The sequence below is a fragment of the Acinetobacter sp. LipI_19 genome (assembly GCF_058242925.1).
The window spans coordinates 38,570-55,664 of the sequence record NZ_JBZAYK010000001.1 but is presented as its reverse complement, the minus strand read 5'-3'; the positions used below and the strand labels follow the sequence as shown (position 1 = coordinate 55,664).

The following is a 17,095-nucleotide window of genomic DNA, read 5'->3' as shown; positions in this document are numbered from 1 at the left end:
GCTAAGGCTTAGAAATCAAAAGTTACACCGACTTTATAAGTTCTTGCACCACCGACTAAAGCATAGTTTGAATTAAACACACCTTCCCAATATTTTTTATTGGCGACATTATCAACATTGGCGAGGAAGGTGGTATTTACCCCACCAAGTTTGGTTTTATAGCGGGCGCCTAAGTCAACAATCGTATAGTCAGGTAGCTCTAACGTATTCTCTTCATTCAAATATTGCTCACTCACATAACTCACACGAGTATTAATATGAAGTCCCTCAACATTAGGAATGGCATAATCAAGCCCTAACGAAGCAGTAAAATCGGGTACACCATATACTTTATTACCTTCGAAAGCGACCTTAGCTGATTTCACGTATTCAGCATCGATATAGGCCAAATTCCCCATCACAGATAAAGTATCTGTAACATTGCCAGAGAATGACCATTCTACCCCACGAGAACGCGTTTCAGCATCATCTTTGACTTTATTACTTATGGTGTCCTGATAAGCCTCAGGCTTTTTAATCTGATAAAGTGCCAAAGTATTTAACCACGAACCCAACTGATATTTTACACCTAACTCATATTGCTTGGTTTGATAAGGTGCAAGTGTTTCGCCCCTATTTGTTGCTGTTGGATAGGTCATTTCAGAGACCGTTACCCCCTCAGCTAAACCCTCGACATAGCTTGCATAAAAAGATAAATCCTCACCAAATGGTTTGACGACAACCCCCAAACTTGGTGATAGCTTGTCTGCACTATAAGCTGATTTTTTGACAAGATTCTTAGTATCGATATCTTGATAACGTCCACCTAAAATAAGTTGTAATTTATCATCCAACATTGAAAGCTGATCCGTTAAGGTATAACTCATATACTCATTATCACCATAAGGAACAATTTCTGGGTAAGTTGTTGGCATTGTACCTGTATTTGATGGCTCATATAAATTGGTCGTAAACCCTGAACTGGTTGCGGATCTATGTTGTGAATATTTGCGGGTTAAATAATCAGTGCGCAATCCCAAAGTATGCTTGATCGCCCCTGTATCAAATTTTGCTTCAAAGCCTGCATTAGCAGCAGTGTTATGTTCTTTTGATCCCACTCGATAATATTGTGAGGTTGCATTTCCATTTAAATTATTGACAATCATACGTGTGCCAAAAAGATGACCATCATATGATTTTTCTACATATCCAATGCCTGCAAATGCTTTGATATCAGGGGTAAATTTATATTCACCTGACAAACCTACAAATTGACTGTCGGTATTGCCTTCTAAGTTTGAAAAGTAGTTTAAATCCCCTTTAGGTGCTGCAAGTACATGATTAACACTGCCCTTACCACCCATGGCAACCATTGCAGGTGAACCGCCTTTACGATTTCCTTTGACCGCATAAGCATCTAAATTAATCTTTAGTTTATCCGTGGTGTAATCCGCAGCAATTGCCCCCAAAGCTTGACGATCATTCATTCCATCAATGATATGTTCACCATCTGCATAAGCACCATTCACACGCAGACCAAACTCTTTGTTCTCACCAAAACGACGAGATACATCAAAGCCTGATTGATAATATCCTTCATCTTGAAACGATGCAGAAACTCGAGTGAGTTCTTGATCTGCCTGTTTAGAATGCCCCATCACAATACCGCCTACACTGCCTGTAGGTGCAACACCTGCAACCAATGCATTTGGACCCTTAAGCACAGTCACTGACTCTAAAAATTCCGTAGGCATCCGACCATAAGGTGCAACGCCATAAAAGCCGTTATAATTTAAATCTTCATGATTGACATCGAAACCACGGATTTTAAAGTTTTCATTTAAATGTCCTTGATTGGTTGTGGTGCGAATACTGACATCATTTTTTAACACTTCCCCCGCTGTGCTTGCTTGTTGATTTTCAATCAATTGTGCTGAATAAGACGTGATACTAAACGGCGTGTCTATAATTTTCTTATTTCCCAATGACCCCAAATCTGTATTTTTTTGCAAAGCACCGTTGGCAAATGTTGGTTTTTCTTGTTCCTTTTCAGCAGCGACTTTAATCGTAGGCAAAGCAGTAATTTCATTATTTGCCCAGATTGTTTGTGTAAGTCCCCCACCAAAAAGCACGATTGAAATAGAATTGACTAGAAATGTTCGAGAAAAATTTTTCATATAAATAATAAGACACTTTTTAGATGATAATGATTATTATATACACTTTCACTATTGTTAAGAATTGTAATTTTTCATCTAAAGTTAAGTTTAATGGAAAATTCAAATGAATAAGAATTATTATCATGTAGCATGCTAATGATAGATCAAGCAAACTTCTGAAATACATCGGTAAATACAGAACTCAAAGTTTTATTAAAAAATGATGACTTGTTGATTTGTTATCACATCAATCTTGAATTGATGATTTTAATTTTTGAAAACTGTAAAGATACAACACCTGTATCTTTACAGTAATTTTAGAGATAATTTAAACGAATCTATGCCTGTCCATACTCAGCCATTAATGCTAAAAACTCCTGTTCATTCAGTACAGCGACACCAAGTTTCTCTGCTTTTTCAAGCTTAGAACCTGCTTTTTCACCCGCAACCACACATTTGGTTTTGCTCGACACACTGCCACTGACACGCGCACCAAGAGCTTGTAGCATTTGAGTCGCATCATCACGCCCCATGGTAGCCAATGTACCTGTAATCACCCAACTCTCACCATTTAAAGGCTGGCGGGTGGGTGCAACTGGTGCATCCCAATGAATCCCAGCTGCAAGCAAACGATCAATCACTTCAAGATTATGTGGTGCTTGGAAAAAATCAACAATCCACTCAGCCGTAATATCACCAACATCTGGAGTTTTCTTCAATGCTTCAAGATCAGCATGACGGATCGCATCAAGCGTTTGGAAAGTGTTGGCCAGCATACGTGCTGTCGTTTCACCTACACCACGAATACCCAAGGCATAAATAAATGCAGCAAGTGTGGTTTTCTTACTGTTCTCAATCGCATCCAATAAATTTTGGACAGATTTTTCACCCATTTTTTCAATGGTCAGTAACTGTTCACGATGCTCATGTAAATGGTAAATATCGGCGACATCCTTTAATAAATCAAGATGTAATAATGACTCTACCCAGCGATCACCGAGACCTTCAATATCCATTGCTTTACGAGAAACAAAGTGACGAATGGCTTCAATACGTTGTGCAGAACAATATAGACCACCTGAGCAACGTGCTAAAGCCTCGCCTTCTGGCATGACCACTGGAGAAGAACATACTGGACAATTTTCAGGTAAATGTACTTCTGTCACGTCATTTGGCCGGAATTCTAACCATACTTTTTCAACTTTGGGAATCACATCACCACTACGATAGACACTGACCGTATCGCCAATACGAACGTCCAAACGGTGAATTTCACCAATATTGTGCAAAGTCACATTAGAAACGGTTACCCCCCCCACAGCCACGGGATTTAAGCGTGCTACAGGGGTTAAAGTCCCAGTACGTCCGACTTGCCAATCAATATTTTCAACTGTTGTTAATGCTGCAACTGCAGGAAACTTATACGCCGTTGCCCAACGCGGTTCACGACTTAAAAAGCCCAGCTTTTGTTGTTGTTGAAGATCATCAACTTTGATCACCATGCCATCAATTTCAACCGCTAAGTTCGGGCGCTCTTGGTTGATTTGCTGATATTTTTCTTGCACTTCTTGAATACTTTCACAAATAAAATGACGTTCTCCCACAGCAAAGCCAAAGTTAGTCAACCATTCAAGACTCGCTGACATTGACTCAATGCCATGATGCGGTTCACATTGTGCAATACCATAAGCATAAAAAGCCAACGGGCGAGATGCTGCAATACTTGGATCAAGTTGACGTAGACTACCAGCCGCAGCATTTCGAGGATTGGCAAAGGTCTTTTCGCCTTTCGCTTCATTTTCAGCATTGAGTCGCTCAAAGCCAGCTTTTGGCATCAATACTTCACCACGAACTTCCAACAAGCGTGGCACTGCCACTTTATCCGAAGACAAGACTTTCGGTAAATTACGAATGGTTTTTACATTTTGCGTAATTACTTCGCCTGTTTCACCATCACCACGGGTTACACCACGTGTCAAGACACCATTTTCATACCAGAGCGAAATCGCCAATCCGTCAAATTTTAGCTCAACATCATATTGAATCTTTTGATTGGGCAATCGTTCTTCGATACGGCGAGCAAAGGCAAATAATTCGTCCTGATTAAATACATTGCCCAAGGACAACATCGGTACAGTATGGGTAATGGTTTCAAATTTAGACAGTGGTTTTCCACCCACTTTATTGATTGGGCTATCTGCCTGAACCAATTCTGGGTGTTGTTGCTCTAAGGCTTTGAGTTGGTGAAATAACTGATCATATTCACTGTCTTCAATACTCGGCTGATCCATCACATAATAAGCATGATTATGTTTCGCAATGAGTTGAATCAATTGACGCATTTGCGTTACGACAGGATTATTTTCCATAAATTTTTTTCACCATAAAAAGGCGGAATACTCCGCCCAAAATTCTGAATACCAATTATAAAGTAAATATGACGTTATGCTAAGCGTCATGCCCTGAACGATAATCGATCGCTTTATGGCGCCAATGCTCTTTCAGTTGTGGGGTAAATTCAAGATTGTTCTCATCATAGACCGTACCGTCTATTTCACGAGCAATTAAGCCAGCAATACTGACCATGGTATCAAAGCCTTTTTGCACATCTGAATGAGGGAGTGCCAAGAAAAAAGCCAAACCTTGAACTTGTTCAGTCGATAAGGTTTCTAAATCAAAACCATCTGGACCGTTGTCGGTGACACGTAATACAGAAAACAGTAAATGGCTTTCTTCCTCTGGATTCTCATAACGATGGAAGCAAGAGAGTTCACCAAAACGTAAACCATATTTTAACAACATTTTTAAGGTTTTATCCCCGGACAATGCTTTACGTGGATTCGGATAAACATTCAGTGCAATAATGGTTTCAGCCGTAGACAATACGCTTTCATCATCATATTTTTGTTGCTCGTTTAAATGAACATCTAAAATACTGCTTTCCTCATCAAACTCTTTGATTTCAGCTGTTTCAACATTGGCATTAAACTGAAAAGCTTCCTCTTTGTCCTGACTGATTACGACTTTGGCAGAATCATTAGTTTGAGTCGTCGGTTCTGTTTGCACATTAAGTGCTTTTTCAGATTCTGTTGCGGATTCAGCACTTGCCACTGTATCCGTCTTTTCAGTTTGTTGTGTAATTGCTGCATGCTCAAGCTCAGTTGACTGAACAACATTCGACTCCGCTGCTGCATCCTCAATCTTTTGCTGTTTTTCATCTACAACTTCGACCGAGTCTAAAGCAGTTAAATTCGGTTCAACACGCACTTGCTCTTGAGACTCACGATCTGTTCGCAATTGATCTCGTACATGACGAGGAATCACGGGTTGCTTACAATCTTCATTGATATGCAATTCAGACTCTAAAGAAGGTGCGGCATCATTGGGCTTTCGTAGCACCATCCTTAAACCCACCAGAATGATGATTACTGCAACAACAATTCCAATAATTGTGGTGACTTCCATACTATGACTCCGCGGCTAAACCGTATTCTCTTGCCTCTTCCAAATTCACAGTGACGAGCTTTGATGTGCCTGGTTCAGGCATCGTCACACCCAGCAAATCGGTTGCCATCGTCATTGCAACTTTATTATGTGTAATGTAAATGAATTGGACTTGATCAGAAAGCTCTTTTACTAAATTACAAAAACGACCAACGTTAGCATCGTCTAAAGGCGCATCAACTTCATCCAAAACACAGAAAGGTGCAGGATTCAAACGGAAAATAGCAAATACCAAAGCCAATGCCGTTAATGCTTTTTCACCACCAGATAACAAGGCCAATGAACTATTTTTCTTACCCGGTGGGCGTGCCATCAGCTTTACGCCAGACTGCCAATCATCCTCAAGGCTTAAACTGGCTTCACCACCATTGAAGACTTTTGGAAATAGTACTTTTAATTCAGCATTAACCTGATCAAAAGTCCCCATAAATAATTTTTTGGTTTCTTGGTCAATGGTCTTCATGGCATCTTTCAATTGCCCAACAGTATTTTCCAAATCTTGCATTTGATGGGTTAGATCTTCAAAACGCTTAGAAACTTCTTCATATTCTTCTGAAGCTGCTAAATTGACCGCGCCTAATTTCTCAAACTGACGCTGTGCTTTCTCAAATTTTTCTTGATGTGCAGGTAAATCAATCAATACACCTTGCTTAACTTCAGCATTCATCTCTTTGAGTTGATCTGAATAATGCTGGAAATCTGATTTTGCCGCTTGCCAAGCTAAACGTCGCTCTTCCAGTTTTGTACGCAATTGCTCATCATTTTGCTGATGCAAATGGCGCATTTCTGTAAGTTGTTGCTGTTTAGATTGAATATTATTCAATTCAACTTGCCACTCACTCCAAGTTCTTTGCAGTTTTTCAGTTTGTTGTGCCTGCTCAGCATATTGCGATTCTAGACTTGGTAATTCCAATTGAATTGGATCTACAAACTTCTTGGCTTGCTCCATTTGCGCAATAATTTGTTGATATTGCGTTTTAGAGAAAGATAGGTCTTTGTCTAATAATTCAATTTGCTGTTTATTTTGTTCAGCTAGACGACGTGTGGTTTCGGAATCTTGTTGTTTAAGCTGTAATTGCTGTTGTTGTTCTTCAACGTGCTCATTGAGCTCGTCCAATTTGAATTGCAAGGTTTTAAACTCAGGAAGATTTTGTTCAAGCTTGAGGATGACCGAGTGCATATCGATTTCAAGATCATCTTTCTGCATTGCATCTTCTTCAAGTTGCTCATCTAGCTGTTGCAATTGACTATTGAGCTGAACTTTCTGCAACTCAAATGCTTGTGAAGCACTTTGCTGCTTAGCAATTTGCACATCAAACAGTTGTAGCTGTTTTTGCTGATGTTTTAGCGTATCTTGCTCTATTTGAATCTGTTTTTGCAGATCCTGCAATTGCTGATTTAAACTCAGCAATATAGTTTCAGCTTCAATCAACTGTGGTTGTAGCTGCGTAAGTTGTGTTTCAATTTCTTCAAGGCGAATACGATGACTGAGTGCACCCTGTGCAGCCTGACTCGACTCATCAAAGAACAAACCAATCACCCAATCTTGACCGACATGATAACCATCCAGCGTCAATATGCTTTGCCCTACTTTTAACTGTGCTTTTTCCGTTAAAGCTTGAGCAAGGTTTTCAATTACAGCAACTTGACTCCACAGTGAATACTGTGGAGATTCAATCCAATCTGCTAGACACGCCACTCCATTCATTTGAATTTTATCTTGTGAGCCTGATGCTTTAAGCTGGCGTGCCATACTTTCAGAAAAATCAGCATTTTGATCAACAATATGGGCTGACAACCATTTGGCTAAAAATTTTTCAACCAGCTGTGCATGTGCTTTGCCATGTTCATTCAGCATTAATACCTGCATCAATTGCACAGTATCAGCCTTACTATTTACAGCACTCTTCGCCATTAATTGGGTGAGGTTTTTCTGTTCAGATTGCAACACTTGTACATCAGATTTTAAAGCTGAAATCTGAGCTTTTTGCTGATTAATGCGCTCGTGTAGCTGTTCAAACTGCTGCTTTGCTTGATTAATTTTTTGTTCTAATTCAACAATCGCAGCTTGTATTGCTAATTTTTCTTGCTCAAGTTGTTGAACATCTTCAGTTTTAAATTGACTTTGAACCTGAACTGCTTGGGTTTTTAAGGTGTCTTTCTGCTGCTCAATACGTGCAACATTTTTTGCAAGTTGTTCAATTTGCGCCTGCATTTGTGCTTTTTGCTGCTGTTGCTTTTCAACTTGAACTTTGACCTGTTCATATTGTTGTTGTGCTTGCAATTGCTGCGCTTTTAAATCGGTAAATGCTTGGCTACGTTGTTGTGTATCAGCCTCAGCATGTTGTAAATGTTCAGTCTGCTGCTCCAATTGACTGTGCAAGGTTTCCAATTGCAATTCCATCAACTGAATTTTTTCTTTGGTTTGAGCTTTTTGCTGTTCAAAACTTCCCAAAGCTTCTGAGTTTTGTTGAAATAAACTTTGTTTCTGTTCCAAAGTCATTTTCAACTCAGAGAGTTTTTTCTCAGCTTGTTGCCACTCATTTTGCAAAGGCGTGGACTGTTGAATCAGACGTTGGAACAACTCATTGGTTGAAGTCAGATCATGCTCCAAGGTACTCATATCAGAGCGCACCAATTTAAAGTGCTCCCCCAATTCGTTCATTTCAACCGTATATTGTTCTTGTAAACGGGAACTACGATCACACTGAAAAGATAGAATTTCTATCTTTAATGTACGAATTTCAGTTTCTAAAGTCTTATATTGAACCGCAGTTTCAGACTGACGTTTTAAGGTTTTAAGCTGTGATTTGAGTTCTGAAGCAATATCTTCGAGACGGTCTAAGTTCTGCGTGGTATGTTCTAAGTGTTGTAGTGTTTCACGACGACGAGCCTGATAACGAGAAACCCCAGCAGCCTCTTCAAGAAAAATACGCATTTCTTCAGGTTTGGCATCAACCAAACGGTTAATCATTCCCTGTTCGATGATTGCGTAGGAACGAGGACCTAAGCCTGTACCCAAGAAAATGTCGGTAATATCACGACGTCGGCACTTCGTCCCATTGAGAAAGTATTCAGATTTTCCATCACGATTCACTTGACGGCGAACAGCAAGTTCAGTATACGCGTTATAGGCCCCACCTAATTTGCCATAGGTGTTTTCAAAGCGCAGTTCTACACTTGCCATACCTACAGGTTTACGTTTTGCCGTTCCTGTAAAAATAACATCCTGCATACTGCCACCACGGAGCTGGCGTGCACTGGATTCCCCCATCACCCAACGGATAGCATCAATCACATTGGATTTACCACAACCATTAGGACCAACCACCGCTGTACGGTTATCTTTGAATTGTAGTGTTGTACTATCGGCAAAAGATTTGAAGCCTGAAAGTTTTAAGCTGCTTAAACGCATAATGTCCTAGTAATTACCGACGCGATCTCCGCGCCCAAGCGAGTTCGATTTGTTTCATCCGTGTCAGAGATTCCAACACCAGATTACGTAAGTGTCGACAAAAATCTTCCATAAATAAAGTAGCTTGTTGTGATTTTCGGATTAAAATTGCGTCAATCACCAACTTAAGCAATTCTAAAGCTTCTTGAAGCTCGCGTCTTGAAGTATTTAAGGTTAAAAAATAACTTCTTCGGAGTGAGGGTAACAACTCTTTATAAAATTTCATCAGGTAGGGATTCCCCACCATGTCTTGTTGCCCCGATAAAAATTGAAAAATACCATCATAAAACTTTTCAGTATTGCCTTGCTTCACTTGCTCAACCAAATGATTCATCATCTGCTGGATCGCTTCAGCCTCATGATTACGCCATGTTTCACTCATACGTTGCACGATTTGACCTAATAACAGTGCACTGGTATCAAATAATGCGCGTACTTGTTGAGCTGACATTTCTGAGACAATAGCACCACGGCGAGGATAAATTTCAATCAAGTGGGTTCTTTCTAAAAGCAAAAGGGCTTCTCGTACTGAGCCACGACTGACATCCAGTTCTTTGGCAATACGTAGTTCTTGTATTCTTTCTCCTTCAACCAACTCGCCACTAATAATTTGTTCACTAATATGTTTGGCAATTTGTTCTGAAAGGCTATCCACTTCTTCCGAATGCATATAATTCCTATCTTGGGTTTATTATTCTTTCTCAGACAATGTCAATTGTCATTATTTTAGTTTTACCTGATTTAATTCAATTGAAACCATGACATTGTCCGACAATTTTAATGCATTTTAAGTCAATTTAGTGTTTAGAAAAAGTACCTTTGATCGGAATCTACTTAGTAATTCCTTGATAAATAAAATAAAGACCAACAACTGTAAGTAAACATGCAAAACATTTTTTCAACATGGCTGGAGAAAGCGCATGCGCAACCTTTGCGCCGAATTTGGCGGTGATAAAACTCATCACACTGATCCCAATAAAGGCATAGATATGGACATAACCAATTGAATTTTTAATTTCAATTGGTTCTTGCGCGCCGAAGAACATGAAGCCTAATGCCCCTGCGATTGCAATCGGTAACCCACAAGCTGCTGATGTTGCAACGGCTTTTTGCATCACCACACCATTTTTGTTGAGATATGGAACAGTTAAACTTCCGCCACCAATACCAAAAATTGCCGATGCGACCCCGATTCCCCCACCAGCCAGCATTTGCATAGGTGCAGTCGGCAATTGTTTAGATTCATCGACTTTGACATTGGCCCCTTTAAACATTTTAAATGCCACCCAAATTGCAAATGCCCCAATAATCAATTGTAAATGCTGACCTGATAAAATATCTGCAATGCCAGCACCAATAAATGAGCCAATCACCAAACCTGGAGCTAAGTTTTTAAAAACACTCCAAAGTACTGCACCTTTTTTATGATGCGCTGTTACAGAACTAATTGAAGTTACAATAATAGTTGCAAGTGAAGTTCCCAATGCCATGTGCATAATGACCGAAGGATCATAGCCCATTTTGGTAAAGACCACATAGAGAATTGGTACAATAATTAAGCCACCGCCAACACCAAATAGCCCAGCAGCAAATCCTGCGATTGCACCAATACCTAAATATATGATTAACTCCATAAATGTTCCTTCACTCTTCTCAGATTCAACATGGATTTAGAGACTCGTCATCTTAGACAACTTCTTACACAAGCAAATGAGCTCCCTGAAGTGCTGCTTTTAAAGCAGACTACAGCATCGACCAATGATGATGTGCGTGAAATTGCGCTCAGCGGCGTCAAGACAGTTTTGGTCTGTAGTGAAACTCAGACTCAAGGACGAGGTCAGCACCAACGGGAATGGGTTTCGCCAATTGGTAATATTTATTTAAGCACATTGCTTGAAACACGAACACCCTTAGATGGGCGTTTAGCATTGGAAATTGCTTTAAATATCTTACAAATGCCAACACTTAAGAATTTACCAGCATTACAAATTAAATGGCCCAATGACCTATATAGCCCTCAAGGAAAATGGGGCGGAATTTTGGTTGAGCCCATTTCACCACATCAAGCCATTGTTGGAATCGGGATCAACTTATTTCCGATCCCTAAAGAAAATGTGACTCAACAAGCTACCTCGCTAATGCAATTAGGCCTACAATTTCCAAATCGAATCCAAATCATTGCAGAAATGTATTTGGCAATTCAACAAGCTGGACAATGGTTTGATCATGGTTGCTATAACCTCTCAGCACGATTTAATCACTATGCTGCCTTTATGGATCAGCAGGTTTATTTTGAACAAATTCAAAATTCAATTGAAGGTATTTTCAAAGGGATTTCTGATGATGGTGCACTGAATTTATTGACGGCTCAAGGTTTAGTCAATGTCTATCAGGGGCGTTTACGCTTAGCTGAAGCATAAATAACGAGGTGATCTGTTTTCTAAAATGAGATGGATTGATCAGATGTATCGTGAAAAAGTGATCAGCAATTAGGGGCTGTTGACATTTCATAAATGGCTTGCGTTGTAGGTTAAAATTGAGCAGGCAAGGCATGAAACGAAGAGAATAGCGAGACTATTTTCGAGTTTCATAACGAAGGCTGAGATAATTTTAGCCACAACCCTGAGCAAGAGCAAAGCACTGCTTTGTTTGCAGCGCAAGGCGCAGCGGGGGACTAGCGTGTTTTTTGCCGCTACGTTGTTACGAACTACTGATTTAGAATAACTAAATTTCGTATTTCGCGCCTAGTATCGCCTAAAAAACACACGTAGTCGCAAACATAGACGAATTATCAACAGACCCTATTTAAAACAGGGCTTTTTTCGCTATACATTTCGCTATATATTGCGCAGTAATCGTATTGATCCAAAGATCATAGCAAACAGTTACTAACAGTACGGAACAACGTTCAGCAAAATGAACCGCAGGTTATTTGCCCTATTTGATTGATCAGATTGAGAGGCTCTCTAAGTCGTTCAATATTTTCAAATAAAATAATTATGCAGATTGTGTTCAGTTTCAATTAGGCAAAATCATGAAAGCACTTTGGTTAGATATAGGAAATACCCGTCTAAAATATTGGATTACTGAAAATAATCAAATTATCCAACAGGCAGCAGAATTACATCTCCAATCCCCTGCGGATCTGCTACTGGGTTTAATTCAACATTTTCGTGGTTTAGGCTTAGACAAAATTGGAATCTCCTCAGTCCAAGATAAAAAGAACAACGAACGCATTGTCCAGATTTTAAAATTACTCGATATTCCGGTGACTTTTGCCAAAGTGCATGCTGAATATGCAGGATTACGTTGTGGCTATGACCATATAGAACAACTTGGAATCGATCGTTGGTTACAAGTTTTGGCCGTGGCGAAAGCTGATGATGACTTGTGTGTGATTAGCTGTGGTACAGCTTTAACAATTGATTTAACCCAAGGCTTACAACATTTAGGCGGTTATATTCTGCCTAACCTCTATTTACAACGCGATTCTTTAATTCAAAAAACCAAAGGTATTAAAATTCCAGATGCGGCTTTTTCAGAGCTGAGTCCTGGTCGGAATACCATAGATGCAGTACATCATGGCATTTTCTTAGGGCTGTTAAGCACCATTGAAAAAGTGCTTGAGCAACAACCACGCAAGCTTATTTTAACAGGCGGTGATGCCAATCTATTTGCACAATTTCTTGAGAAATATCAACCAAGAATTGAATCAGATTTATTACTTAAAGGCTTACAGTTCTATATAGATCGACAAACCGCTTAAACCCAAATACAATTTAATGGAAGATCAGCAATCTTCCATTTTTAATAAATACAACCATAAACACGATAAAAGAGCAATCATTATGAAAACGATACCCTTACTGCTTAGTGCCTGTTTAATGAGCTTCACAATGATGGGGTGTACCAGTTTACAAACTACGCACTCATCTTCAACAACCATGGCAACAACTGAACCCGTTATTGCTTACTTTGCTCCAGATGCAGGTGAAGAAGCCTGTGACTGCGGTTTAATCATGGATCAGGGTTATTCACTCACACCCGTAGAAAATGGATATTTCAGAAAATTATTAGGTCGTGATAAAGATGGCCGTTTCTTAGTTCAGGACTTCTATCAAAATAGTCGTAAAAAACAATCTGATCCCTTTTGGATTAAAGCCCCTCAAGGCTTAAATAGCTTTGATAGTAAATATGTCGATGGTGAAGTTGTGGGCTATTTTGAAAATGGAAAAGTCAGCTTTAAATCGACCAGCCAAGACCAGAGATTAGTTGGAAAAACTGAAACGTACTATTCAAATGGTCAACTTGGGCTACAGGAAGAATATCTTGATGCTCAGCCCATCGTTCAAAAGGTATGGTATGAAGATGGCAAACCTGCAGCAGAACTAAAATTAAGCCCAAGTGAAGATTATTCGATTCTAGACAGTAAAGTTTGGGATCAACAAGGCAATTTGATTCAAGATGAGCAACGCGCTCAGGAGATTCTTGACGAGCTTTATCAAAAACTAAATCAATAAAACAAAAGAAAATCGAGATAAATCTAGTATACGACTTGAGTGCGAGATTGAGATTCAGGTTGTAATAAAACCGCTAACTTTTCCCAAAGTACGTTTAAGCGAGTATATCCCTCAGCTGCCATAAAATGCCCAGCATCTTTCACTTCAATCATTTGTGAATTCAGAGAATAACCCTGTTGAATACTGATCGGTGCTGGAACAAAAGGATCATTGTTGGAGAAAAAGACAAAACGATTGAGAATATTCATTCTTAACAATGCATCGTCAACCTCGGCTTGTTGTAAAAATGAATTAAGTTCAGGTACAACGGATAAATTTTTACTAAATCCTGCTACTAAAAACAAAGCACCTAATTTTCGCCCCAATATTTCACTTGAAAGGAAATCCAGAGTGGCAATACCACCTAAGCCATGTGCCACAATGATGGTATCTTCATTGAGTGACTTAATTTGCTGAGTAATATTATGCTTCCACACCTCATAGCGAGGTTGTTCTGCATGTTCTAGATGAATAATTTCACATGTATGCCCTATAGCCAATACTTGCTGCTTCAACCAAGGATACCAATGCTGTTCAGGGGAGTCTTTATAACTGTGTACGATAAATACTTTTTTCATAAATAGACTACTTATCAATTATTGTTTAAATCATATTCAAATAATGTGCTTAGAATATCTAAACAACCAATAAAAGTATGTTATTTTTATTTAACAAAAAAGCGCCCGAAGGCGCTTTTTATAAAATAAATGAGGCTTATTTTTTATCGTTATTACCAAACAATGGTCCCATACCGCCACCACCGCCAAACTGTTTTTGCATCCCGCCCAATGAGCGCATCATTTTTGCCATACCCGATGGATTGGCAAATTTCTTCATCATTTTCGCCATTTGCGCATGTTGTTTGATCAGTTTATTGACTTCAACCACATCCATACCACAGCCTGCTGCGATACGCTTTTTACGGCTCGGATTCATTAAGTCTGGATTACGACGTTCTTTGATGGTCATCGATTGAATAATCGCTTCCATCTTTTTCACTTGCTTTTCAGGATTTGCTTGCGCAATCGCATCTTGAATGCCTGAATTGCTCATGCCAGGCAACTTATCCAAGAAGCCCATCATACCGCCCATTTTATTCATTTGTTCAAATTGCATCAGCATGTCTTCAAAGTTGAAGCTCCCACCCTTTTGCAATTTTTTCGCCATTTTTTCGGCTTTTTCTTTGTCGATTTTACGTTCAACTTCTTCGACTAAAGAAAGTACGTCACCCATACCTAAGATACGTTGTGCAACACGCTCAGGATGGAATGGCTCTAAGGCATCGAGTTTTTCACCCATACCTAAAAATTTAATTGGCTTACCAGTAATTGCACGTACCGAAAGCGCCGCACCACCACGTGCATCACCATCGGTTTTGGTGAGGATAACACCCGTTAATGGTAATGCATCATTAAAGGCTTTGGCAGTATTTGCCGCATCCTGACCTGTCATTGCATCAACAACAAATAGGGTTTCGGTTGGGCCAATTGCGGCGTGTAATGCTTTAATTTCGTCCATCATGTCATCATCAACATGCAAACGACCTGCCGTATCGACAATCAAAACATCATTAAAGTTAATTTTGGCTTGACCAATTGCACGTTGTGCAATTTTAATCGGATCTTCAGAAGCATCCGATTCAATAAAATCAACACCCACTTCAGCAGCAACTGTTTGCAGTTGCTTGATCGCAGCTGGACGGTAAACATCGGCAGAAACCATCGCCACTTTTTTCTTTTGACGCTCTTTTAAGAAACGTCCAAGTTTTGCAGCTGTCGTGGTTTTACCGGCACCTTGTAAACCTGCGAGAAGAATCACAACAGGAGGTTTTGCAGCTAAGTCTAGACTTTCGTTTGCCTCACCCATCATTTTGGTGAGTTCGTCATACACAATTTTAACGAAAGCTTGACCTGGTGAAAGCTGAGTCATGACTTCTTGACCCAATGCTTCTTCCTTAACTTTCGCAATAAACTCACGAGTTACAGGCAAAGCAACATCGGCTTCAAGAAGTGCCATACGCACTTCACGTAAGGTATCTTTAATATTATCTTCGGTTAGCTGCCCAGAGCCAGTAACATTTCTGAGACTCTGCGTGAGTCGTTCTGTTAAGGTATCAAACATTGCAAAATCCGCTTAAAATAGCTAGTAGCAAAAAAATCTTTCTTAAAATAGAAAATTTATGCTCAAGATGCTATAGGATACTGTAGTTCACATGGAATTTATATCTTATAACATGAATATTCATCATCCTGAAAAAGGTTTGACATGATTAGCCTCCCCTTGGTTTATACGATTTTAGCATTAATTGCCTATACCTCTTCATTTTGGTATTTGTTCATGCACTTAATGGCTAAACGTTCCGCAAACCCATGGTTTATTGGCATCATGTCAGGTTTAGGGCTGATATTACATGCAAGTGTACTGCATAACGACATACTTACACCACTAGGGATTAATTACGACGTCTTTAACTTGATGTCTTTTACCTCGGCGTTAATGTTGGTTCTAAGTATGCTTTATAGTACCTATCGTCCTGTTATTTCACTAAATTTGATTGGCATTCCGGTTGCAGCCTTTGGTCTGATTTTAGGATTTTGTTTTAGTAAACCAGATCAATTTATTGAACAGCATTCTATCGGTTTAGACATCCATATCATTCTGTCTTTATCTGCTTATGCCGTTTTACTCATGGCAACCATACAAGCCGTTTTGATTTGGTTTCAAAACCGCGAACTCAAAAAGAAACAAAAAAAACGTATTTGGGTCAACTTCTTACCATCATATCAAGCCATGGAATCCTTACTTTTTGATATGCTCATTACTGGTTTTGTTTTATTAACTGTCGCTTTATCTTTTGGTTTCTTTACCATTGATGACTTCTTTGCACAGCACCTAGCACATAAGACTGTGTTTAGTATTGTGTCTTGGTTTGTTTACGGTGCGTTGTTAATTGGTCACTATAAGTTTGGCTGGCGTGGTCAGAAAGCCATTCGCTTTACCATGATTGGATTCTTTTTATTGGCAGTTGGCTTTATTGGTTCTAAATTTGTTTTGGAAATGATTTTGCATCGTTGATAAACGCAGCACTGAACAAAAATGGGCAGTATTTTGTATTCTTACTATAAGTATATTAATACAGAAGCAGAAGAAATTGTTTTATATGAGTTAGATCTGGAATATTACTGCCTTAGATCAATTCTGGTGACAGCTTAACTCAGCATCCAATACAAATTTAAACATAGAACAAGCGCATTTTCTCTTAGCTGAAAGAAGTTTTTCTGACGTTTTAGACGAAATTATTCCCATTGAAAATGGTAAGTTTTTAAATTTTTAGAATCAATCGATCTCTAAATATTTAAGTGATTGGATGAATTAACGAACAAATTTTACATTGGGCAAAACATTGAAACCGAGATCTTGTGTTTCTACCCTCAAAGGGT

General features: G+C 39.3%; 12 protein-coding genes. 4 read left to right on the top strand and 8 right to left on the bottom strand.

The genetic code is table 11. The features are described from left to right. Nucleotides 1–8 precede the first annotated feature (8 nt). The 6 genes from AC4CVF_RS00250 to AC4CVF_RS00225 form a co-directional block, all read right to left on the bottom strand. Nucleotides 9–2,156, bottom strand: coding sequence for a TonB-dependent receptor (locus AC4CVF_RS00250; protein WP_490788741.1), 2,148 nt, complete (start codon nucleotides 2,154–2,156; stop codon nucleotides 9–11). 320 nt (nucleotides 2,157–2,476) lie between these two features. Beyond that, nucleotides 2,477–4,507: an NAD-dependent DNA ligase LigA gene (gene ligA, locus AC4CVF_RS00245; protein WP_035370689.1), complete on the bottom strand. Its 2,031-nt coding sequence runs from the start codon at nucleotides 4,505–4,507 to the stop codon at nucleotides 2,477–2,479. A 79-nt stretch (nucleotides 4,508–4,586) separates the two neighbouring features. After that, entirely contained in the window at nucleotides 4,587–5,603 is a 1,017-nt protein-coding gene (locus tag AC4CVF_RS00240; protein ID WP_336954338.1) for a cell division protein ZipA C-terminal FtsZ-binding domain-containing protein, read from the bottom strand. A 1-nt stretch (nucleotide 5,604) separates the two neighbouring features. Further along, entirely contained in the window at nucleotides 5,605–9,057 is a 3,453-nt protein-coding gene (smc, locus tag AC4CVF_RS00235; RefSeq protein WP_490788740.1) for a chromosome segregation protein SMC, read from the bottom strand. Between the two features lie 13 nt (nucleotides 9,058–9,070). Beyond that, nucleotides 9,071–9,766 (bottom strand): GntR family transcriptional regulator, encoded by a 696-nt coding sequence (locus AC4CVF_RS00230; protein WP_004724049.1) that lies wholly within the window; start codon nucleotides 9,764–9,766, stop codon nucleotides 9,071–9,073. 160 nt (nucleotides 9,767–9,926) lie between these two features. Then, on the bottom strand, nucleotides 9,927–10,730 hold the full coding sequence (locus AC4CVF_RS00225) for a sulfite exporter TauE/SafE family protein (RefSeq protein ID WP_336954335.1): 804 nt from the start codon (nucleotides 10,728–10,730) through the stop codon (nucleotides 9,927–9,929). Between the two features lie 30 nt (nucleotides 10,731–10,760). On the opposite strand from AC4CVF_RS00225, the gene AC4CVF_RS00220 reads away from it, so the two are divergent. The 3 genes from AC4CVF_RS00220 (at nucleotide 10,761) to AC4CVF_RS00210 (ending at nucleotide 13,616) form a co-directional block, all read left to right on the top strand. Next, nucleotides 10,761–11,516 carry a biotin--[acetyl-CoA-carboxylase] ligase gene (locus tag AC4CVF_RS00220; RefSeq protein WP_490788739.1) on the top strand — a complete coding sequence of 252 codons (756 nt, stop codon included), beginning with the start codon at nucleotides 10,761–10,763 and terminating at the stop codon, nucleotides 11,514–11,516. A gap of 614 nt (nucleotides 11,517–12,130) precedes the next feature. After that, nucleotides 12,131–12,862, top strand: coding sequence for a type III pantothenate kinase (locus tag AC4CVF_RS00215; RefSeq protein ID WP_004724053.1), 732 nt, complete (start codon nucleotides 12,131–12,133; stop codon nucleotides 12,860–12,862). Nucleotides 12,863–12,944: 82 nt separating this feature from the next. Beyond that, nucleotides 12,945–13,616, top strand: a complete 672-nt coding sequence (locus tag AC4CVF_RS00210) for a toxin-antitoxin system YwqK family antitoxin (RefSeq protein ID WP_490788738.1) — start codon at nucleotides 12,945–12,947, stop codon at nucleotides 13,614–13,616. Nucleotides 13,617–13,639: 23 nt separating this feature from the next. Here the strand turns inward: AC4CVF_RS00210 and AC4CVF_RS00205 are convergent, their stop codons facing one another. After that, nucleotides 13,640–14,233, bottom strand: a complete 594-nt coding sequence (locus AC4CVF_RS00205) for an RBBP9/YdeN family alpha/beta hydrolase (RefSeq protein ID WP_419360655.1) — start codon at nucleotides 14,231–14,233, stop codon at nucleotides 13,640–13,642. A 136-nt stretch (nucleotides 14,234–14,369) separates the two neighbouring features. Continuing rightward, the gene (gene ffh / locus AC4CVF_RS00200; protein ID WP_004817818.1) at nucleotides 14,370–15,776 is read right to left on the bottom strand and encodes a signal recognition particle protein; all 1,407 of its coding nucleotides are present in this window, start codon (nucleotides 15,774–15,776) and stop codon (nucleotides 14,370–14,372) included. A 144-nt stretch (nucleotides 15,777–15,920) separates the two neighbouring features. Here ffh and AC4CVF_RS00195 point away from each other — a divergent pair, with 144 nt between their 5' ends. After that, the gene (locus AC4CVF_RS00195; protein ID WP_336954330.1) at nucleotides 15,921–16,730 is read left to right on the top strand and encodes a cytochrome C assembly family protein; all 810 of its coding nucleotides are present in this window, start codon (nucleotides 15,921–15,923) and stop codon (nucleotides 16,728–16,730) included. The last annotated feature ends 365 nt before the right edge of the window (nucleotides 16,731–17,095 follow it).